We start from the raw sequence: 22,557 nt of genomic DNA on the forward strand, positions 1-22,557 counted from the left end.
ATAAATAATGAAACATTATAAGTTTTTAATATGCCGTGCCGCTGCATTATGCGTACTGCTACTTTCAACAACCGCACATAGCCAGGGATTTTTAAAGGCTAAAGGAAGGTTAATAGTTGATGGGAAAGGCAATAAAGTTATTCTGCGGGGTATGGGCCTGGGCGGATGGATGCTGCAGGAGGGGTATATGTTCAGGCTATCAAACCTGGGGCAGCAGCATAAAATAAGGGAACGCATAGAAGAAGTAGCGGGTCCCGAATACACCGCCAAATTTTACGACAAATGGCTAAATAACCATACTCGTAAAATAGATATTGACTCGATGGCTGCCTGGGGATTTAATTCGATAAGATTACCAATGCACTTCAATTTATATACTTTGCCGGTTGATAAAGAGCCCGTTGCCGGGCAAAACACATGGGTTGATAAAGGTTTTGCAATGACTGATAGTTTGGTAAAATGGTGCAAAGCCGCTCATATTTATTTAATACTCGATCTGCATGCAACACCCGGCGGCCAGGGTAATGACCTGCCAATATCAGACCGCTACCCGGATCAACCTTCGTTATGGGAAAGTAAAGCAAACCAGCATAAAATGATCGCTTTATGGCGTAAGCTGGCTGCGCGATATGCCAGCGAACCTACCATTGGCGGCTATGATATTATTAACGAACCCAACTGGGGGTTTGAAAACGCGGAGGATAAACGGGGTACAGCCGAAAGCAAAAACGAACCGTTACGCGCTTTGATGGTGGATATTACCAAAGCTATACGCGAGGTTGATAAAAACCATATCATCATCATTGAGGGTAATGGTTTCGGAAACAATTATCGCGGCATTTTTCCGGCGTGGGATGATAACATTGTTGTGAGTTTTCATAAATATGGCAACTTTAATACTACAGAGGCCATCCAAAATTTCTTAACTATTGGGCAGCAAAATAATGTACCGTTGTGGCTGGGCGAATCGGGTGAAAACTCAAACACCTGGTTTACTGAAGCCATTAAACTTGTTGAGAGCAACGACATTGGCTGGTGCTGGTGGCAACTTAAAAAGATCGGAATAAATAATCCCCTTGAAATAAAATTTACTCCGGCTTATAAAAAACTGGTCGATTATTGGAGTGGCCGTGGAAGTAAACCGTCGCAAGCCGAGGCGATTGCAACGTTAGACGAGCTTTTAGAAAACATAAAACTCGAAAATAACATCTTTCATAAAGATATTACCGACGCCATGTTCAGGCAGGTGCGTTCGGCAACAGCAATACCTTTTAAAACAAATACCATTGGTGCCAATACTACCATTAAAGCTGTTGATTATGATATGGGCAGCCAGCGCATTGCTTATTTTGATAAGGATACCGCCAGCTACCAGTATACACCAGGTGTAAAAACCGTCGGCAACCGTGGGCGTGCCTACAGGAACGATGGGGTTGACATAGAGGCCGATGAGAATGGTTACCATATCTTCAGCATTGAGGATGGAGAGTGGCTGCAATACACCACGCAGGCGGCACAAAAAGGAGCTTATACTATTAAACTATTAGTATCAACCGATAACGGTAAAGGAAGGATATCTTTAGCCGTTGGGAGCGCCGCGCCGGCAGTCATCGCGTTAGCAAATAACGATGCGAAAGGATGGCATACGGTCGACATTAAAAACGTAGCTTTAAATAAAGGCCTTAATAAAATTAGGGTGACGGCCGATGAAGGTGGTTTTAATTTAAAATCTATACAATTTATAAAAAACTGATATTGTTATGAAAAGGATTTGCTGCAGTGTTTTGATTGTGATCGGGTATGTTTTCCAAACGGGTTTCTCAGCGCCAACGCAAAAAGAAGCTGAACCGGTGAAGATAAAAAAAGAAGCTACAGCTATACTTAAAAAACAAATATTAGCCAATGCGGCGTTGGCCTTACAACAACAACCGGTAACTATAACAGCAAGCCATTCGCCGCGAAGCGCAGGCGGCTTGCATGATTTTTTCTCGGAAGCAGATTACTTCTGGCCCGACCCGTCGAATCCCGATGGGCCTTATATCAATCGGGATGGATTAACTAACCCGGATAACTTTTTAGAGCACAGGAAAGCAATGGTCAGGTTAAGTAAGATCATAGGCGCGCTTGCATCGGCTTATAAAATAACGGGAGATGAAAAGTATGTAAAACAAGCGCTGATACATTTAAACGCCTGGTTTGCAGACCCCAAAACTATGATGAACCCTAATTTGCTTTATTCGCAGGCAGTTAAAGGTAAATTTACAGGGCGCAATTATGGTATTATTGATTCTATTCATTTAATGGAAGTGGCGCAGGGCATGTTGGTAATGGAGGGTGCAAGATCGTTTGACAAGCTATCAGCGGCAAATATTAAAAAGTGGTTTGCCCAATATATCAATTGGTTAAACACCAGCAAACCCGGCATGCAGGAACGGGATGTTAAAAACAATCACGCCACATGCTGGGCCATGCAGGTTGCTGCATTTGCCAAACTTTGTAAGGATCAGGTTATGCTTGATTCTTTACGTATCCGTTATAAAACAATATTACTGCCTAACCAAATGGCTGTCGACGGTAGTTTTCCGTTAGAGCTGGGGCGTACCAAACCTTATGGCTATTCTATCTTTAACTTAGATGCAATGGCCACATTATGCCAAATTCTTTCAACAACAAAGGATGACCTGTGGGATTATGAAACCCCGGATGGCAAATCGCTTAAAAAAGGCATTGCATACCTGTATCCATATATTGCCGATAAAAGCAAGTGGCAACTTAAACCTGACGTAATGTATTGGGGAAACTGGCCGGTTGCGCAACCCTTTTTACTATTTGGAGCCAATGCTTACCGCCGGGATGATTGGTTTAAAACATGGATTAAATTAGATCATGACCCACAAGTAGAAGAAGTTATCAGAAATCTGCCAATCCGTAATCCGCTAATTTGGTTGTAAGCTTAGTTATGATGCGGAGATTGTAATTTATGCACTTCTTTATGGGTGGGGTGATGATCCATTACCAACTTGCTCCAACCCTTGTTATCGCTTTTGCGCACTTCTTTTTTATGGTCATCCATTACCTTTTTTATGCGGATAGCATACTGCCAGCAGGTGCTTTGCCTTATGCCAATTTTTTCTGACAGCTGGTATGACGAGATAGCACCTTTGGTGGTATACATCAAATACACAATATAAAAGGCTTTATTAATAGGGATGCGGTTATTCTGGAAAATGGTATTAAACAGCACCGATTCTTCATAATTACACTTAGTGCAACGGCGGCTGTATGTCGCACGGCCCGCATGGAAACTTACATTCGCGCATTTTATACATGAAAACCCATTGGCCCATTTTAAATGAGCTAAGAATTTATTGCAGCTCTCCTGGTCGGGGTATTTAGCGCTAAACTCTTCAAACGACAACTCAGTCGAAAGCGCCCTTGCATCATTAACCTTCTCAATATTATGTTTAAGCTCTGTATTGTCTTGTTCAAGCAATACGTTCATCATAGATATTTCTGCAGCTTGTTTTTCCAGTTGCTCGTTTATATATAGCAACTCTTTGTTTTGCTGTTCAATAAATTGCGCCTGTTCAAATATTTGCTTTGATTTATTAATTACTTCCTGAGTCCGGTCTTCAACTTTAATTTCAAGCTCCTGATTTAAGGTATCTTTCAGCGTACTGTTTATTTCCATTTGTTTTATAGTAGCATCCATAGCCGCCTCCTTCTCGCGCCTGAATAAACGCACCTGGTCGCCGATAGCGAATGACAGGAAAGTCATTTCCAAAATAAAGCTGAAGCCTAAACTATAAAAACCAATTACGCCCGATAGCCCCTGGAAAAACCCCAATACGCTAAGAGCTTTACATATAAATCCTAAGAACAAGAACGTGTAGCCTAAAACAAAAAACCTTGCGGGTTTAAAGCCGCTGTTCCTGATAACTATACCGGTCATAAACGCAAGCGACAGTGGTATAAATTCTATGAACTTATAGATGAAATACCGGTGTTCAAAAAGGCAAAAAACAAAGTAAAGCGTCCTCAATAATATGGTGTAATTAATAAGATGGTATAGCTTATTATTAAGGCTGCGTACATGTAACAGATCCCGGGTAAATAATAACGCAAATACGCTTACCAGGTATAGCGCGGTACCATATGCGTATTCATTCCAGTTAGGGGCATTGGGCCATATATATTGAAATGCAATACCATCTGTACACATTTCATAAAGCCCAACACTTAATATATATAGCACATAAAATAAGTACGATCGTTTTTTAACTGCTATAAACATCAGCAGGTTATGGAAACAAAATATCAGGATCATACCATAGAAAATACCATAGGTTAGGTATTCTGTTAACGCATAATATATAAAATGGCTTATTTTACGATAAACAACTATTACGTTTACCTGGTTCTGCGATTGTATTTTTATATAATAAACACGCTCGCCCTTACTCCTGTTATATATCTGGAACTCAAAGTTTTTATGCCTGAACAACCTTTTACCAAACGCCATTGCCGCCCCTTCGGTTGTTTGCACGTAGCGGCCGTTCGAATCCGGCTGATATACGGTAATATGATCTGTAGTTTGATCATAAAATTCAAATATTGAACTATTAACACCTAACGGCTCAGTGAATTTTATCTTGATCTTATACCAATAAGTGGCATTTAGGTCGTATTTTTTAGGGTAAAAATCGCTGTTTATCTTAAACCGATGATACACACTATCGGCCATAATATCATTTATCGTTAGCTTATTTGATTTGTCCTCAATATACTGGAACTCATTAGCAGAAAAGATGTATTGCTTATGTGTATTATTAAGTTCTACCGGCTTCTGCGAAAATACAGGCACAGCAAAAAGACATAAAAGAAGGGCAAAAAAAATTCCTCTTCGCATTTATAATAAGAAAAAAATGATCAGCTAATTGGTTTATAAGCGGGCTATCGTTTAAAGAAAATAAAATCCTTAAAAAAGCCTGACGTAAATCTACAATAAATCCGTCAAAGCAGCTTGTAATAAAAAAGAAAATAGGCTAAAAACAGCCAATTGTAACATTTATGGGACAACAATTTATACTAAAAACGTTTTTTTTCATATCGATTTAAGCGTATTAATAAGCCGCCCAATAATTAGCTAAAAACATATAAATATACTTGAATTATATTTTTTGCATTAGTGCACAAACCGTATTAAATATTTTGTAATAATTTAATTATCAGGTATTTACAAAAATTTTTATTGTTTTTTTGAAATTACTTTATATAAATTTGACCTAACAAAACAACACGGCATATCCTATATTGCCGGTTAACTAACCAATTAATACCGTTAATAAAATGTACACACAAACTGCTTATGGCTGAGACGCCTATGAATTTTTTTCGCCAGATTTTTTAGTCTGCCGGAATAGCCAGAAAGTAAATCTCAACAATTAAAAAACTTAATTATGACAAGAAAATTTCCTTTATTTATTTTAATGCTTTTTGCATGTATTAATATTGCATTAGCACAGAATACCACTGTAAAAGGTAAAGTTAGCGACGGCAAAGGGGATGCATTACCGGGCGTAACAGTTAAAGTGAACGGTACAAATAATGCTACGACAACCGATGCTAACGGCTATTATTCGCTAAATGCCAATGCTAACAGCGAGCTAACGTTTTCGTACGTGGGCTTTACCACCCAAACCGAAAGAGTTGGCAGCAGCGGTGTTTTAAACATCTCGCTTACAGAAGCGGTTGGCAGCCTTAATGAGGTTGTTGTGGTAGGTTACGGCGCGCAAAAAAAGAGCGTAATAACCGGCGCAATTTCCAGCGTGCATGCGGCCGATCTTGAAAACCAACCTGTGACCCGTATCGAGCAGTCTTTACAGGGTCGTACCTCAGGCTTAACCATAGCAGTTGGTTCTGGCCAACCCGGTGCAAGCTCAACAGTGCGTTTAAGAGGGTTTACCTCGTTTGGTAATGACAAGAATAACCCGCTTTGGGTTATTGATGGGGTTATTATTGATAATGGCGGTATCGGCTTCCTTAACCAAACAGATATTGAATCGATTGAAGTGTTGAAAGACGCAGCTTCGGCAGCAATTTATGGTACTCGTGCTGCGGCAGGTGTAATTTTGATCACCACTAAAAAAGGCAAAACAGGCCAGCTAAACATAAGCTACAGCGGCTATTATGGCACACAGGCGCCTGCTAAAAAGCTGGATGTTTTAAATGCTACACAATATGCTACACTAAGAAACCAGGCCCTGGTTAATGCCGGTAAACCCGCGTTATTTGCCGACCCATCAATATTTGGTGTTGGTACAGATTGGCAGGAGCTTTTGTTTAACCACAGCGCCCCTAAACAAAACCATGAATTTAGTGTGAATGGCGGCAGCGAAAAGGCAACTTACTTTGCTTCATTTGGATACAGTGACATCAGGGGCGTTGTGGCCACGCCAATTTCTAAATGGAACCGTGCCAATATCAGGATAAACACTACGTTTAAACCGGTTAAATGGATAAGCTTTGGCGAAAATTTGGGATACAGCCACTCGGTTAACTCAGGTATCGGCGAAACCAACCGCGAGTTTGGCGGCGAATTAAGCTCGGCTGTCAACTTAGATCCTATCACCCCTGCTTATATTGATAATGCAACAACGCAGGCGGCATTTGTTGGCCCTAATGCTGCAAGTTTAGCGGCACAAACCAGGGCAGCTGATGGCCGGTTGTATGGTGTATCGCCTTACGTTTTACAGGAAATGAAAAATCCACTGGCTGTTATTCATAACAAGTTGGGCAACTATAGCTGGGACCATAACATTGTAGGTAATGCATTTGCCGACCTGGAACCAATTAAAGGTTTACGTATCCATTCATCACTGGGTACAAAACTGGCATTTTATGGCGGCGATACTTTTACACCAATCGCATTTTATAATACTGCAACAACCATTAACAAATCATCGTTATCCCGTAACGAAAACTATGTAATAAACTGGAATATCGAAAATACGATCTCATATAACAAGATCTTCGGCAGACATAACGTTACACTATTAGTTGGCGAGGGTGAGTATAAGGATAATAACGCCAGGGGTGTAACTGTGACCTACCAAAACATCCCCGCAACCACTTTTGATGAGGCATCATTCCGTTTTAACGCGCTTGCTGCCGACAGGACTTCAAGTGGTAATGACGGTACCGACCACCGTATCAATTCATTATTCTCGCGTTTACAATATAACTTCGACGAGAAGTATTTGTTAACCGCATTGATAAGACGTGATGGTTCATCAAGATTTGGTGCTAACAACAAGTATGGCACGTTCCCATCAGCATCAGTTGGCTGGGTACCAACACTGGAGTCTTTCTTCCCTAAAAACAACGTAATTAATTACCTGAAACTTCGTGCCAGCTACGGTATAACAGGTAATGATGTTATCGGCGATTTCTCTTACGTGCCACTTATCGGCGCAGGCGGTCAGCGTAACTATATATTTGGCACAACCGAGGTTGTTAATATTGGTTACAGCCCCGGCGCACCGGCCAATCCCGATCTCAAATGGGAGCAAACCAGTCAGCTTGACTTTGGTATAGATGCAACATTCTTACAAAACTTTACTTTCACCGCTGACGTTTACAACAAAAAAACTTCAGGTATTCTACAAAACCCACCTATCCCGGGTTATGCAGGTTACGGTAGCTTTGCACAAAACGTTGCCGATATTGAAAACAGGGGTTTAGAGTTAGAATTAGGCTACAAAAACAGGTTCGGCGATTTTACTTTTGGCATGAATGGTAATATTTCATTCTATCAAAATAAGGTTACCAAATTGCTTCCGGGAGTAGCTTTTATAGAAGATAACAGCGCTACTTTCCAAAACTTTGGCAACGTTACCCGTACAGGTTTAGGCCTCCCTTACCAACAATATTTTGGGTACAAATACGTGGGCATTTTCCAAAACCAGGCCGAAGTTGATGGTTACGTAGGTAAAGATGGTACTACTAAGTTGCAGCCTAACGCAAAACCTGGCGACCTGAAATTTGCTAACTTAAATGGCGATAATATCATTGACGGTAACGACCGCGACTACATAGGCAATCCAAACCCTACTGTTAGTTATGGTTTAACTCTTAACCTGGGTTATAAAAACTTCGACTTTACTGCGTTCGGAAGCGGATCTGGCGGTAACCAAGTGTTCCAGGGTTTAAGAAGGCTGGATATCTCTGCAGCCAATTATCAATCAAAATATCTTAACGCATGGACACCATCTAACACTTCAGCTACGTTACCAAGGATAGTTGATGGTGACCCTAACGGAAGCTATTCTAAATTCACTAATTTATATTTAGAAAGCGGAAACTTTTTCAAACTAAGAACTGTACAATTAGGCTATACATTCCCTAAAACTATGACCAGTAAATGGGGTATGAAAAACTTACGTGTGTATGTACTAAGCGAAAACTTATTTACACTGACCAAGTATACTGGCTATGACCCTGAGTTGGGTGTAAGCCCTGACAGTGGCGGTGGTGCTCAATATGGTATTGACCGTGGTGCTTACCCGCAGGCGCGTTCTTTCCTGATGGGTGTTAATGTTGGATTTTAATTAAAAATATCATGAAAAAGAAGCTTTTAATGTTAACAGCACTGGCCGTCGGCGTACAGTTGCTGGGCTCTTGCAAAAAGGAATTGGATGTAAATTCACAAGAGCGTGTTACCCTTGACAATTATTACAAAACACCAGCAGACGCATTTGCCGGCCTGGTAGCTGTTTATGACAGGTTTGGATTTCAAGCAGGTGGTTTATATGACAAGTCGGCCATAATGGATGTTGCAGGTGATGACCAGTTAGCTGGTGGTGGAGGCCCGACAGATATTAATGATTTACAGGTAACAGAAAAATTTACCTTAAATGCCGCAACCGGCCCGCAAAGTTATTTGTGGAACAAGGGGTATTCAGGCATTTACAGGGCAAATCAATTGCTGGATAAAATTGGCACCATACCAATGGACGCCAGTTTAAAAAACCGTTACATAGCCGAGTGTAAAGCACTACGTGCAAGCTTTTATTTTGACCTGGTTTGGTTCTTTAAAAACGTACCTATTATTTCGGGCACCGTAGCGCCAAGCGAATTGTATAACGTGACGCAGTCGCCTCCGGCAGATGTTTATGCATTGGTTGAAAAAGACCTTAACGAAGCAATTGCCGTATTGCCGGCCACAGTACCTGCAGCTACCGAAGGTGGCCGCTTTACAAAAGGTGCTGCACAGGCATTATTGGGTAAAGTTTTATTATACGAGAAAAAATGGCAGGCTGCGGCCGACCAGTTTGCTGCTGTAAACGGACCAACACCCGGCGCTGTTAACCCGACCTACGGTTATAAATTACTAACTAACTATAGTGACCTTTGGAAAGTATCTAACCGCTTTAATACCGAGTCGGTATTAGAGCTGGTACATGGTACTACGTCTAACGGTGGCTGGGGAGATGCAGGCGCCACCGAAGGTAACTTATTGTCTATTACCACGGGCCCGCGCGGTTATTCGCAATTGGCACCATCAGCACCCGATTATTTTTCGGGCTATAGCTTCCTGGTGTTCACTAAAGCGTATTTTGATTTTATTCACTACGATCCAAGAAACGCGGCAACAGTTGCTAACCTGGACAGTATGAAAGCTGCCGGTGTTGCCAACTATGCGCCGGGTTATAACAACACCGGTTTTTTCTTAGGAAAATTTATTGGCCGCGTATCTACAAAAGCTGCTGTAGGTCAAACAGAGTTGAACTTCGGCCAGGATCAGTATGAGATCCGCTTAGCAGATACTTACCTGATGGAAGCTGAAGCATTAATGAATGCCGGCGCGCCTTTAGGTGCAGGTTCAAGAGCATATAATTTGTTTAATGCGGTACGGGCTCGTGTAAATCTTGGCGCCGTAGCTGTTACACAGGATAACATTGAAAAAGAAAGAAGGCTTGAGCTTGGCGGCGAAGGCCAGCGTTTCCCGGATCTGGTACGTTGGGGTAAAGCTGCTTCAGTATTGGCATACAAAGGCTTTGTTGCCGGCAGGAATGAGATATTTCCTATCCCGCAAAGCGAGTTAAACAATACTAAGCTTAAGCAAAGCAAGGAATGGGGTGGTTCCCTTTAATTGGTAAACTAAATTGGTTTATTACTCATCAGAAGGCGGCCGCCCGGCCGCCTTCTATATTTTTAACCCGGGCATTTCGCCATTTGTATAGCTGTATTATTTATGAAGGGAAGAATCCGCTTACTGATCGTTTTATTTTCGGGCATATTGTTTACGGTAACTGTATTTCTTTGTCAATGCAGCGAGGACAATAGCAGGAAACCAGATATAAGAGGCGAAGCTTATGCCAAAGAAACAACCTGTGCAAACTGTCATAAAAACATCAATAATTCATACGTCCACACAGCGCATTTTAATACGTCAAGCCCTGCCATGGGCAATAAACTACCGGCAGAAGCAATTTCCGCTGCACATACCTTTATTTTTAACGATAACTTAAAGGTTAGTATTGATAAACGCACTGATGGTTTATATCAAGTGGCCTATGTTAATAATAAACAGGTAAGGGCCGAACGTTTTGACGTAGCCTTTGGCGCAAATGTAAAGGCACAAACCTACGGCTATTGGAAAGGCAATGCGCTAAACGAATTACCTCTATCCTATTTTAAAATAATAAACGACTGGGCCAACAGCCCTGGTTTTCCCGCCAATGGTGTTTATTATGACAGGCCGATAGTTACCCGTTGTTTTGAATGCCACGGCTCCTATGTCGAAAAGAAATTTGTACAAACCGGCCCTACCTCTGTAGGCGAAGAGTTTAATAAAAAGGCTATGATATATGGTATAGACTGCCAACGATGCCACGGGCCGGCAGCCCGGCACGTAAAGTTTCATTTAGATAATCCAACTACAAAAACCGCTAAATACATTGTTACTTATAGCTCATTAAACAAGCAGCTAAAAGTAAACATGTGCGCGGTTTGCCATAACGGCAACGATATAAAAACACAAAAATCAACCTTTGGGTATAAACCCGGAGATAACCTGGCAAGCTTTTATGACCCGTTTGGCAAAAGCAATACGCCGGATGTACACGGCAACCAGGCATCGTTATTAGCTATGAGCAAGTGTTATATCAACAGCGCAAATCTAACGTGTACAACTTGTCATGACGTGCATCAGCAAGAAAAACATGACCCGGTAATTAGCTCACAAAAATGTTTGGACTGCCATAAAACAGAAACCCACAACTTTTGTAAAATGGCCCCGCAATTAGGTAATGCAATAACCGGTAAGTGTATTGACTGCCACATGCCAGCAATGCCATCAAGGTTGATCTCATTTAAAATGTCGGCACAAAATCAAAATTCGTCCTACTTATTACATACACATCAAATTGCTGTTTACCCTGCGCAAACGCAGCAGATATTATCATTACTAAAAACGGTTAAAAAGAGCAATTAACATCGCCACTAACAATAGGCATCCTCTTATGAAAACAAAACAAACTTATTTTTTTACAGCGTTTTTTATGGTTGTTGTTTCAACAGGCAGCTGCCAAAAAAAACAACCTGCCATAGGTGGCACTAACACTCCGCCAAACCCGGTTATAACCACACCTATTAAAACTGATGTGGAGACGTGGCTAACGCAGCCCGACCAAAGCTCCTTATTTCAAAAACAAAATATTGGCCTGCTCTTTAGTACCGGTACAAATTCAAACCCCACAATTACGGTTGATACTACCAAAGCATATCAAACCATTGATGGCTTTGGCTATACACTTACCGGCGGCAGCGCGACGCTTATTAATAATTTACCTGCCGCGCAAAAAGACGCATTATTAAAAGAGCTGTTTGCAACTGATAGCAACAAAATAGGTGTGAGTTACCTGCGCCTAAGTTTAGGGGCGTCTGACCTGAGCGCCTCAACTTTTACCTATGATGAATTGCCTGCCGGGCAAACTGCTGACAATACGCTGCAATACTTCAGCATCGACCAGGAAAAAATAGACCTGATACCTATTCTTAAAAAAATTATAGCTATCAATCCATCCGTAAAAATATTATCATGCCCGTGGACCTCGCCTACCTGGATGAAAACTAATAATAGTTTTAGGGGTGGCAGCTTAAACCCAACTTATTACGATGCTTACGCACGATATTTTGTAAAATATATCCAGGCAATGAAGGCCGAGGGTATAACCATTGATGCTATTACACCGCAAAATGAACCATTGAATCCTAATAATACGCCAAGCCTGGTAATGCAGGCTACCGAACAGGCAACATTTATAAAAAACAATTTAGGCCCGCAATTTAAAGCAGCCGGGATAACAACTAAGATCATATCATACGATCATAACCTTGATCGCACAGATTACCCATTAACTATTTTAGCTGATGCTGCCGCTAATCAATATGTAGATGGCTCAGCATTCCATTTATATGCCGGTAGTATTACTTCAATGTCGGCAGTACATGATACTTACCCGGCCAAGAACGTTTACTTTACCGAGCAATGGGTTGGTGGCCCGGGTAATTTTCCCGGCGACCTTTCCTGGCATGTCAACAATTTAATTATTGGCGCTACCCGTAACTGGAGCCGTAATGTATTAGAATGGAACCTTGCCGCCGATGCAAGCTATGCGCCGCATACCGTTGGTGGCTGTACCACTTGTTTGGGTGCGTTAACTATCGGGCCTACTACTGTATCGCGCAATGTGGCTTATTATATAATCGCCCACGCATCAAAATTTGTAAGGCCCGGCTCGGTGCGTGTAGATTCCAACACGCCCGATAATTTAAGTAACGTAGCCTTTAAAACTGCCGATGGCAAAAAGGTTTTAATTGTGTTAAACACATCGGCCACGTTGCAAAACTTCAATATCAAATTCAATAATAAAATGGTAACTACGTCGCTTGGCGGCGGTTCGGTAGCAACATTTGTTTGGTAGCCCTTGACATCTAAACCATCATAATGAAAAGACGTACGTTATTTATATTAAGCCTGGTTCATTTAACCCTCATGTTATCGGTACAAAAAAAAACCACTCGAGTTAAAAGTGCCGATGCAATTGACCTTAAAGTTAAAACCCTGTTAGCTAAAATGACACTGGACGAGAAAATTGGCCAGCTTAACCAATACACCAGCGACCGTTTAGCGACCGGCCCGCTTACACCCAATAGCAGTAAATTTAATGAGATAAAAACAGGCAGAGTGGGCGCTATGCTAAACGTAAAAGGCGCAAAAGAAACCCGGATGGTGCAGGAGCTGGCCATGCGATCGCGACTTAAAATACCGTTGCTTTTTGGATTGGATGTGATCCATGGTTACAGGGTAACTTTCCCGGTACCACTGGCCGAGGCGGCAAGCTGGGACCTGGATCTGATAGAAAAATCGGCCAGGATAGCCGGTAAGGAAGCCGCAGCCGCAGGCGTGCACTGGACATTTGCACCAATGGTTGATATTGCCCGCGACCCACGCTGGGGCCGGGTAATGGAGGGTGCCGGCGAAGACCCGTACTTAGGTTCGTTAATTGCCGGCGCCCGGGTAAGAGGGTTCCAAGGCAAAGGCTTAGGTAATTTGGATGCGATAATGGCTTGTGTTAAACACTTTGCCGCTTACGGCGCTGCCATAGGTGGCCGCGATTATAATACAACCGACATGAGCGACCGCACCCTTTGGGAAGTGTACCTGCCACCTTTTAAAGCGGCGCTTGATGCCGGTGCCGCCACCTTCATGAATGGATTTAATGACCTGAATGGTGTGCCCGCAACAGGCAATAGTTATTTGCAGCGCGATATTTTAAAAGGCAAATGGGCTTTCAACGGTTTTGTGGTGAGTGATTGGGGATCAATCGGCGAAATGGTGAACCATGGCTTTGCAACTGACAATAAACAAGCGGGTATGCTGGCCATTAACGCCGGCAACGATATGGATATGGAGAGCCATAGCTATAATGCAAATCTTGCACAGTTGGTAAAAGAAAAAAAGGTATCCGTTGCTACAATAGACGAAGCGGTAAAACGCGTCCTGCGCAAAAAATTTGAAATGGGCCTGTTTGATGCCCCTTATCGCTTTAGCAATGAAGAGCGTGAGAAAAACACATTAAACTCGCCCGAAAACAGGGCTGCCGCCCGCGATATCGCGAAGCATAGCATCGTATTATTAAAAAACGATAACCAGTTATTACCCCTTTCCAAAACACTTAAAACTATTGCTGTAATTGGCCCGCTGGCAAAATCAAATATTGATATGATGGGGTTTTGGTCGGTTAAGTGGGAAAATGACCATCTAATTTCGTTGTATGAGGGGATAGAAAACAAAGTGGGTAAGACAACTAAGCTACTATATGCACAAGGCTGCGACGTAACCGACACCTCAAAAGTAAATTTTAGCGAAGCAATTGCTACCGCTATGCAGGCAGATGTTGTGGTGGTTGCAGTAGGCGAACATTTTGACATGACGGGCGAAGCCAAAAGCAAAGCAAACATACATTTACCCGGCGTGCAGGAGGACCTTATCAGGGCCATTAAAGCCACAGGCAAGCCTGTTGTTGTACTGACGATGTCTGGCCGCCCATTAATATTTAACTGGACTGCAGACCACGCTGATGCCATCCTGCAAACATGGTGGTTGGGCAGCGAAGCAGGTAACGCTATGGCCGATGTACTGTTTGGCGATTATAATCCATCAGGCAAACTTCCAATATCCTTCCCGCGGTCTGAAGGGCAGATCCCGGTTTATTACAATTACAAAAATACCGGCAGGCCGTCGGCCAACGATTATGGCACCGGCTATAAATCCGGATATACCGACCTGCAAAATAGCCCGCGTTATGCGTTTGGCTACGGCTTAAGCTACAGTGAATTTGAATTATCGGGCCTTACGCTGGATAAAACCAGTATTAAGCCTAATGAAACTATCAAAATAACTTGTACGTTAAAAAACACTGGCAAATATGCCGGCGAAGAGACGGTGCAACTATACCTACGCGATGAAACGGGCAGCGTTACCCGCCCGGTAAAAGAGTTAAAAGGATTTAAAAAGGTATATTTAAAGTCTGGCGAGACCAAGATGGTTAACTTTGTTATCAATAAGGAAATGCTATCTTTTTATGATCAGAAAATGAACTGGACCACAGAGCCGGGCACTTTTGATATAATGATAGGTAATTCATCGGATCATATCGTATTGAATAGTAAATTTGAGCTTCTGCAATAAACCCAATTACATGGTAAAGCTTTTTGTTTTTATTTTTTTAATAGTTGCCTGCATACCTGCAAAGGCCCAATTTGTCAGTTTATCTGGTAGTGAGATCAAGACGTTGGCGTCTGCCATAAAAACAGATGATAAGGTAAGAGCTGTATTTGAACCTATAAAAAACACGGCAAAAAAAGCTTTAAATGCGGCGCCAAACCCTATCGAAAAAATAACATCGCAGGGTTTGCTTGCGGGTAACCCGGCTAAGACCGCAAGCTTGAAAGCCGCCGACGATGCGCCTAAGATCTATGCGCTGGCACTGTATTTCAGGCTTTATAACAATGTTAGTTATTTAAATAAAGCTGTTGAGTATTTAACCGCCTGGGCAAAAATAAACAAACCAACCGGCGACCCTATAGATGGTACAAAACTGGAAGACCTTATATCGGGTTATGACTTGGTAAGAGATGGGGTAGATGAGCAGAAAAGGGCAGAAATAGATGCCTGGCTAAATAAATTTGCCGATGAACAGATTCGCAGCGAATCGATAAAAGCCGGCAAATCAACCGCAATTAATAACTGGAACTCGCATCGCTTAAAGGTTATTACGTTTATTGCTTATACGCTCCATAATAAAACCTATGAGCAGTATGTTCTTGATGAAATTGAAAAACAAATAGGTCAAAATTTATTTGCCGACGGGTCGGGTTTCGATTTTAAACAGCGCGACGCGCTGCACTACCACGTGTATACGCTGGAGCCGTTACTAAAAGCAATCATTGTTATAAACAGATCAACCGGTAAAAATTACTATACATTTCAGTCTAAAAGCCAGGCATCTATTCAGCGCTCTGTACAATTCCTGGTGCCATTTGTAACCGGCGAGAAAACCCATGTTGAATTTTTAAACAGCACCGTAAAGTTTGACCGCGACCGTGCCGCCAATCGCGAAAAAGGGTATGAACCGGCTAATTTTGTGCCCAAGTCGGGTGTAGTAGTATTGTGTTTAGCCAGTTATTTTGATCCCTCTTTACAGGACATCATCAAAAAAGTGAACGGTGACGATTATAACGATTGGCAGTTAGTATTAAATAACGTTAGAAAACCTATTAAATGAAAAAGATAGCCACTTTATTATTAACCCTATCCACCGCAATAGTTTACGCGCAACATGATGCGAAAAAGGGTTTTAAATTTGCCGAAAACCAAACGGATGTTTTGTTAAAAGCAACAGCCGAAGCTAAAAGTAAAGCCACAAAACCAAACCTGGTAACGCCGCGAACATTAGATTCGCAAGGCAACCTGGTGCTTATACCATCGAGAGATTGGGTAAGCGGCTTCTTTTCGGGCGAGTTATGGTACTTATACGAATACACCCACAACAAAAAATGGCAGGAAGCAGCAAAGGATTTTACCGCTAAAATAGAACCCGAGCAAAATAACGGCGATAGCCATGACGTAGGCTTTAAAATTTACACCAGCGTAGGTAATGCCTATCGCCTCACAAACGACGCGCATTATAAAGCTATAATTATAACTGCGGCCAAAACCTTGTCTACCCGTTTTAACCCCGCGGTAGGTTGTATAAAATCATGGGATGGCCGTAAGGAGTGGCCGTTCCCGGTTATTATAGATAATATGATGAACCTTGAACTAATGTTTGCCGCAACCCGCCTATCCGGCGATTCAAGTTTTTATAAGATAGCCGTTACCCATGCTAACACCACGCTTAAAAATCATTTCAGGCCCGATTACAGTTCTTATCACGTAATAGACTATGACCCTGCAATGGGCGAAGTGCGCCATCGCCAAACACACCAGGGTTATGCCGATGAATCGGCATGGGCCAGGGGCCAGGCATGGGGGTTGTATGGATTTACCATGTGCTACCGCGAAACACATGATAAGAAATATTTGGTCCAAGCCGAGCACATCGCCCAGTTTATACTAAACAACCCCACCCTACCTGCCGACAAAGTGCCCTACTGGGATTTTAATGCGCCGGGTATCCCTAACGAACCACGCGATGCTTCCGCAGCAGCTATTATGGCATCGGCACTTTACGAGTTATGCACCTACAGCGGCACCAATAGTAAATTATATCGGGCAACTGCTGATAAGATAGTTAACAGCCTAACCAATAACTATACGGCCAAAGCGGGCGAAAGCCAGGGATTTATTTTGCTGCACAGTACTGGCCACAAACCGGCTAAAAGCGAAATTGACGTGCCGATAAGTTATGCCGATTATTACTATTTAGAGGCATTAACCCGCCAGGAAAGATTGGCTAAGGGCGAGCATGTTATAAAACCATAATTACATTACAAGGGCTACCCAACCCTGTTGAGCCCCCTTTTTTCTGGCCCGCTTTTGCTCGCTCAATACTTTTTTTATCCGGATGGCGTAAGACCAGCAGGTACTTTGCCGGATGCCAATTTTTTGCGACAATTGGTAGGATGATATGGTGCCTTTACTGCTATAAACTAAATACACTATATAAAAAGCTTTATTAATAGGGATGCGGTTGTTTTCGAAAATAGTATTGTGCATAGCCGATTCCTCATAGCTGCATTTGGTGCAACGGCGGCTGTAAGGCACCCTGCCTGCCGAGTAGCTATCATGGTTACAACGGATGCACTTATAGCCATTTTGCCATTTTAAATCGGACAGGAATTTGTTGCAGCTTTCCTGATCGGGATATTTGGCGCTAAACTCTTCAAAATTCAGCTCGGTTGACAAGGCCCTGGCATCTGTAACTTTTTCTATATCGCTTTTAAGCTGAACATTGTCTTTTGCCAACAAAATGTTCATCCGGTTAATTTCAACAGCCTGTATCTCCAATTGGCGATTGGTGCTCTCTAATAATTGGTTTTGCTGCTCAATAGTTTGCGACTGCGTTAATATCTCCTCTGATTTTTTTATAACCTCTTTTGTTCTTGCATTTACCTGCAACTCAAGCTCCCGGTTAATGGTATCTTTAAGTTTGTTGTTGATATCCATCTGCTGAATGGTCTCATCAAGCGCCGCGTCTTTTTCACGCCGCATTATCCGCACCTGGTCGCCAATGGCGAATGATAAAAATAACATCTCAACCACAAAACAAAAACCGATGCTGTAGTATGATAAAAACTCAGGTAAAAAATAGGCGTATCCTAATGCTGTAATTGCTTTCACTATAAAACCGGTAAACAATACTGCATACGCCAATACAAAGAACCTTGCCGGTTTAAAGCCCCTGCGGTATATGTTTATACCGGTAATAAAGGCGATAGAAAGCGGGATCACCTCTATAAACTTATAAATAAACAACCCCTTATTAAACAGCAGGCAATACAGAAAATACACTGTCCTTAAAATAAGGATAACATTTATGGCATAGTAAAGCCTGTATGACTTTTGTTTTACTTGTAACAGCTCTTTGGTGAATATTAATGCAAACACGCTTACCAGGTACATGGCGATACCATACATATAATCATTTAAAGCCGGGGTATTTGGCCATAAATATTGGAATGCGATGCCGTCAACGCTCATTTCATATAATGCCACACATATAATATATATCACATAATACAGGTATTGCTTTTTCCGTATGGCTGTAAACATCAACAGGTTATGGAAACAAAAGATCAATACCATACCATAGAACAACCCAAAGCTGAAATACTCTAACAGTGCGTACTGTATAAAGTAATCAACCGTACGGTATACAATTATTACCTTAACAGGATTTTTTGAGCGGACTTTAAAATAATAGGTGTGTTCGCCTTTAGATGGGTCAGTAATTAAAAATTCGAAGTTCTTATGAAAGTAAAGCCGGTCGGTAAAGTTGGCATTAGCGCCTGAACGGGAAATCTTATAACCACCTTTACCGTCAGGAATGTATGCTGTAACGTCATCAATGGTTTGATCAAAAAATTCAAAGAGGCATCTTTTTTTAGTTATTGATTCATTAAAGCGCACCTTAATGCGGTACCAGTAAGCATATTTATCGGTGTTGTTACCCGGATAATAAACATTGTTAGGAAGGAAGTTTGTATGCAGGCGTTTAACCTCCTCAAACGTTAGCTTATCACTTTTATCTTTCAGATAATCAAGCTCGTTGAGTATAAATTTATGCTGCTTAACGGCGGTATCAATAAGCACTACTTTTTGAGCAAAAGCTGTTTTGCTCAAAAAAAATACGCATACAAGAAAAAGCAAGATCTTCAGATCAGCGATACGCATTTGCAGCACTATAAAATGGGCCTAATTGGTTTATAATTGTACTCAAATATAAACTATCTGATCTTAACTTTAACAGCAAAAACAAATAAGTGAGATTGCGTAAACCAACACCCAATATACTCTCAAAATATCTCCTTCTCCAGTAAAAAAACCGCCGCGCCCATTCGGATTCGGCGTTTGACTTTCATATCTTGTCTATTATTTTAGGTATAAATTACCGGTGTTTCTGTAGCCGGCTGCAGTGTTACTATACCAGTCGGTGTAAGTCGTTCCACCAGATAGCGCCCAGTCTGCAAAGTGCGGAACACTGGGGATGGGAATGTTAAGCCGAGCCGTTTTTTAGTGCTTACGATATTTAAGGATAAGGTGTTAAATAAAAAAGCTTCTTTAGAGTACTCTAAGAAGCTTTTAGTTTTTGTAGACCGTAGGGTTCTCCTCAGTTAGAATTCATTTATAAAAACCAGTACAAATTTGTATAAAAGGTATAGGCTTTCTTTATCAATTTTCAGTTGGAGGTGTTATAGGCATAAAAGTATAAAAAATAGATAAAGGAAGATTTGTATGAAAAACTGTATGCGATATTGTTGAATAATACTTTATCCTCGCTTATAACGATTAATTTGCATTCACTAAACTTATTATAATGCAATTACAAGATATCGTTTCGAGAACAGATAGATCTGTAGTAAGAATGGGAAAATAATTGTAATAAATTTGTACCTCTTTTCATAAAAGAGGCCAAAAAAAATTGGACGGACTGGGATAGGATTATTTAACACATTGAGTATTAATATTGTATGTGAAAACAAAAAATCCGCGAACTTTCGGTGAAGTTTCGCGGATTTCGCAGTTTTAATGTAGCCCGTAGGAGAACCTTTTCGAACCCCTTTTTAGTAGATTTAAGACTATTAGCTGCGTCCTAGCTATTTTTAATATCTTGGTATGAAGCCAAGTATGAAGAAATTGAAAAATGTCATCATTGAAATTTACTTAACATAATATTGTTTTAAATATTAGGGTGCCCGAACTTCTTTTCTTGCAAGAGGCAAAAGAACCGGGGAAGGTTTTGGGTTTTTGGAACCCTTGTTTCATAAGTTTCAGTCCTGCTCCCGCCCGATTTAAATCCGAGCCCCAACGGTACTAACCTCAAACCGTTTGATAGAAGATTTGAGATCATTTGCCCAATTCATTTAGTTCGATCCTACTACAGGCTTAATTTGTAACTCAGCCCACACTGGACATTTCTCGAATCTTTTCTTGGATGATTTGCGTAAAATGGCGCTTTAAGCGATTGGTTCGAGCCCAATCTGTGGAGCAGCTCTTAGAGCCTTTAAGTTCAAATTTGAAGACTCTTTTTGTTTTACTGGTTCATTAAAGCAGGTATTGATAGTTCAGGCGTTAGTACAACGGTTAGTCATAGCAAACACACGTTATGGTTATTAAGTTGGTTTCAACCTCTTTTGGTCGTTTGTTCTGCTTGAAAGCCCTTAAATAATGTGTTATTGTAAATTTATACGGAATGTTTTTGGAATAAAAATCTATATATTTGATTTAACCTAAAAATCACATTCATGGATAAGCACAGCCCAGAAAAGTTGTCTTACATCGTAATATCTCAAATAAAAAATTCAGGCTGGTTTCTTGGGTTGGTTATCTTGGTTTATCTGTTAATCGCTTATTTCAGCATAGGTTTTCATCATTATGATGAGCATTATCAGATTTTAGAATTTGCCCATTACAAGCTAGGCTTAACACCCCGTGATCATCTAGCATGGGAGTTTGAAGCCAGAATTAGGCCGACAATTCAGCCTACTATCGCTTTAGGAATATTTAAATTTTTAACATTTTGTGGTATTAGAGACAGATTTATATGGGCACTGGTATTAAGAGTGTTGTCTGCCCTTTTAGCTATAGTAACGTTAAAGAAATTCATCGACTCAATTTTATCCGAAATTTTACCAGAGACAGTTCCCTTGTTTATTTTCCTTTCCTATTTTTTATGGTTTCTGCCTTACATAAATGTGAGATATTCTTCAGAAAACTGGTCAGGATTGTTTTTCATTATGGCAATAACTCTTATCCGGTCGCCACCAAATAAGTCAGCGCTGTTCAAAAACCTTTTAATTGGTTCATTATTAGGCCTTTCTACATTATTTAGATACCAGGCTGCAATCCTTGTTGTAGCGAGCTTGTTTTGGCTTTATTTTATAGCGAAGATGCCAATCAAAAATATAGGTTTGATTCTTGTAGCCCTTTTTAGTGTTTTACTTTTAGGGGTTGGGCTTGATAGTTGGTTTTATGGCGAATGGGTTATTACAATGGTGAACTATTTTAAATCAAATATTGTTCAAAACGTAGCTTCTACATACGGCACTCTTCCCTGGTATCAGTACTCGTTATATATTGTAACAAAACCAATAACCTGCATTGGTTATTTAATTCTGCTGTCACTGGTATATTTAATTTATATTGACAGTAAGCACATTCTGGTATGGGCAATACTACCATTTTTGATAGTGCATTCGGCCATTCCGCACAAAGAACTAAGATTTTTGTTCGAGCTGGCTAATTTTACTCCAGCGATATTATTACTGGCCTGGAACAAAATACCTCATATCAATATTATTAAAAAAACTGCTTCGGTTTGGGCACTTGCTTTTTTACTGGTATTAAATACTACGGCATTATTCGCCGCTTCTTTTAAAGGTGCCGGCGATGCAAAACTCGTCATTGCCGATTATATACAACATAAATACGCAGGCCAGCGCGTTAGCCTTATGTTGTCGCCAAACGCAAACCCCTACGACGAAATCCCGCCGAAAAACGATTTTTATAGAAATCCTGATGTGTTAATTCATCCGATAGAAATTTATGATGATCATGTACATAATAAAGACACCACTTCGGTAAAGCTGCTGGCGATTTGCAATAGCGACACCACCAATGAGGCTATACGCTCATTTTTAGCACATTCAAAACTTGTAACACTAAAAAAAAGTATGCCTATTTTTAGTGAATGTGCTTTAAACTTGTATGATAAAAAATTAGCACGGAAGATCATCACACTTTATAAATTCAAATAACTTTTCAAA

Annotated in this window: 13 protein-coding genes; 10 read left to right on the forward strand and 3 right to left on the reverse strand. The window is 41.1% G+C overall.

Annotation, left to right across the window (positions count from 1 at the left end; genetic code table 11):
• Positions 1-7: 7 nt before the first annotated feature.
• Positions 8-1,753, forward strand: a complete 1,746-nt coding sequence (locus tag ABIB50_RS18320; protein WP_429382040.1) for a cellulase family glycosylhydrolase — start codon at positions 8-10, stop codon at positions 1,751-1,753.
• Positions 1,754-1,760: 7 nt separating this feature from the next.
• Positions 1,761-2,951 (forward strand): alginate lyase family protein, encoded by a 1,191-nt coding sequence (locus ABIB50_RS18325; protein WP_429382042.1) that lies wholly within the window; start codon positions 1,761-1,763, stop codon positions 2,949-2,951.
• Positions 2,952-2,953: 2 nt separating this feature from the next.
• On the opposite strand, the gene ABIB50_RS18330 is transcribed toward ABIB50_RS18325, so the two are convergent.
• A complete protein-coding gene (locus ABIB50_RS18330) occupies positions 2,954-4,909 on the reverse strand; it encodes a 7TM diverse intracellular signaling domain-containing protein (RefSeq protein WP_429382044.1) in 1,956 nt (651 codons plus the stop codon).
• A gap of 550 nt (positions 4,910-5,459) precedes the next feature.
• Between ABIB50_RS18330 and ABIB50_RS18335 the strand changes: the two genes are divergently transcribed.
• The 7 genes from ABIB50_RS18335 (at position 5,460) to ABIB50_RS18365 (ending at position 17,554) form a co-directional block, all read left to right on the forward strand.
• Positions 5,460-8,609 (forward strand): SusC/RagA family TonB-linked outer membrane protein, encoded by a 3,150-nt coding sequence (locus tag ABIB50_RS18335; protein WP_429382046.1) that lies wholly within the window; start codon positions 5,460-5,462, stop codon positions 8,607-8,609.
• An 11-nt stretch (positions 8,610-8,620) separates the two neighbouring features.
• The gene (locus tag ABIB50_RS18340; RefSeq protein WP_429382048.1) at positions 8,621-10,153 is read left to right on the forward strand and encodes a RagB/SusD family nutrient uptake outer membrane protein; all 1,533 of its coding nucleotides are present in this window, start codon (positions 8,621-8,623) and stop codon (positions 10,151-10,153) included.
• Between the two features lie 102 nt (positions 10,154-10,255).
• Entirely contained in the window at positions 10,256-11,497 is a 1,242-nt protein-coding gene (locus ABIB50_RS18345; RefSeq protein ID WP_429382050.1) for a hypothetical protein, read from the forward strand.
• 28 nt (positions 11,498-11,525) lie between these two features.
• Positions 11,526-12,989: a glycoside hydrolase family 30 protein gene (locus ABIB50_RS18350; protein ID WP_429382052.1), complete on the forward strand. Its 1,464-nt coding sequence runs from the start codon at positions 11,526-11,528 to the stop codon at positions 12,987-12,989.
• A gap of 23 nt (positions 12,990-13,012) precedes the next feature.
• Complete coding sequence (locus ABIB50_RS18355; RefSeq protein ID WP_429382054.1) at positions 13,013-15,259, forward strand: glycoside hydrolase family 3 N-terminal domain-containing protein; 2,247 nt, start codon at positions 13,013-13,015, stop codon at positions 15,257-15,259.
• 10 nt (positions 15,260-15,269) lie between these two features.
• Positions 15,270-16,355 (forward strand): alginate lyase family protein, encoded by a 1,086-nt coding sequence (locus ABIB50_RS18360; protein ID WP_429382056.1) that lies wholly within the window; start codon positions 15,270-15,272, stop codon positions 16,353-16,355.
• Positions 16,352-17,554, forward strand: coding sequence for a glycoside hydrolase family 88 protein (locus tag ABIB50_RS18365; protein WP_429382058.1), 1,203 nt, complete (start codon positions 16,352-16,354; stop codon positions 17,552-17,554). The genes ABIB50_RS18360 and ABIB50_RS18365 overlap by 4 nt, the downstream gene beginning before the upstream one ends.
• On the opposite strand, the gene ABIB50_RS18370 is transcribed toward ABIB50_RS18365, so the two are convergent.
• Both ABIB50_RS18370 and ABIB50_RS18375 read right to left on the reverse strand, forming a co-directional pair.
• The gene (locus ABIB50_RS18370) at positions 17,555-19,465 is read right to left on the reverse strand and encodes a 7TM diverse intracellular signaling domain-containing protein (protein ID WP_429382060.1); all 1,911 of its coding nucleotides are present in this window, start codon (positions 19,463-19,465) and stop codon (positions 17,555-17,557) included.
• A 198-nt stretch (positions 19,466-19,663) separates the two neighbouring features.
• Positions 19,664-19,786 (reverse strand): DUF4842 domain-containing protein, encoded by a 123-nt coding sequence (locus ABIB50_RS18375; RefSeq protein ID WP_429382131.1) that lies wholly within the window; start codon positions 19,784-19,786, stop codon positions 19,664-19,666.
• A 1,250-nt stretch (positions 19,787-21,036) separates the two neighbouring features.
• Here ABIB50_RS18375 and ABIB50_RS18380 point away from each other — a divergent pair.
• Positions 21,037-22,548: a hypothetical protein gene (locus ABIB50_RS18380; RefSeq protein WP_429382063.1), complete on the forward strand. Its 1,512-nt coding sequence runs from the start codon at positions 21,037-21,039 to the stop codon at positions 22,546-22,548.
• The last annotated feature ends 9 nt before the right edge of the window (positions 22,549-22,557 follow it).

Origin of the sequence: Mucilaginibacter sp. UYCu711, from assembly GCF_050433825.1 — a bacterium.
In the GTDB taxonomy this organism is placed as follows: domain Bacteria; phylum Bacteroidota; class Bacteroidia; order Sphingobacteriales; family Sphingobacteriaceae; genus Mucilaginibacter.

Excerpts from the sequence above, each read along its gene's own strand:
- ABIB50_RS18320 (WP_429382040.1), top strand. The coding sequence starts at position 8 with ATGAAACATTATAAGTTTTTAATATGCCGTGCCGCTGCATTATGCGTA.
- ABIB50_RS18325 (WP_429382042.1), top strand. The coding sequence starts at position 1,761 with ATGAAAAGGATTTGCTGCAGTGTTTTGATTGTGATCGGGTATGTTTTC.
- ABIB50_RS18330 (WP_429382044.1), bottom strand. The coding sequence starts at position 4,909 with ATGCGAAGAGGAATTTTTTTTGCCCTTCTTTTATGTCTTTTTGCTGTG.
- ABIB50_RS18335 (WP_429382046.1), top strand. The coding sequence starts at position 5,460 with ATGACAAGAAAATTTCCTTTATTTATTTTAATGCTTTTTGCATGTATT.
- ABIB50_RS18340 (WP_429382048.1), top strand. The coding sequence starts at position 8,621 with ATGAAAAAGAAGCTTTTAATGTTAACAGCACTGGCCGTCGGCGTACAG.
- ABIB50_RS18345 (WP_429382050.1), top strand. The coding sequence starts at position 10,256 with ATGAAGGGAAGAATCCGCTTACTGATCGTTTTATTTTCGGGCATATTG.
- ABIB50_RS18350 (WP_429382052.1), top strand. The coding sequence starts at position 11,526 with ATGAAAACAAAACAAACTTATTTTTTTACAGCGTTTTTTATGGTTGTT.
- ABIB50_RS18355 (WP_429382054.1), top strand. The coding sequence starts at position 13,013 with ATGAAAAGACGTACGTTATTTATATTAAGCCTGGTTCATTTAACCCTC.
- ABIB50_RS18360 (WP_429382056.1), top strand. The coding sequence starts at position 15,270 with ATGGTAAAGCTTTTTGTTTTTATTTTTTTAATAGTTGCCTGCATACCT.
- ABIB50_RS18365 (WP_429382058.1), top strand. The coding sequence starts at position 16,352 with ATGAAAAAGATAGCCACTTTATTATTAACCCTATCCACCGCAATAGTT.
- ABIB50_RS18370 (WP_429382060.1), bottom strand. The coding sequence starts at position 19,465 with ATGCGTATCGCTGATCTGAAGATCTTGCTTTTTCTTGTATGCGTATTT.
- ABIB50_RS18380 (WP_429382063.1), top strand. The coding sequence starts at position 21,037 with ATGGATAAGCACAGCCCAGAAAAGTTGTCTTACATCGTAATATCTCAA.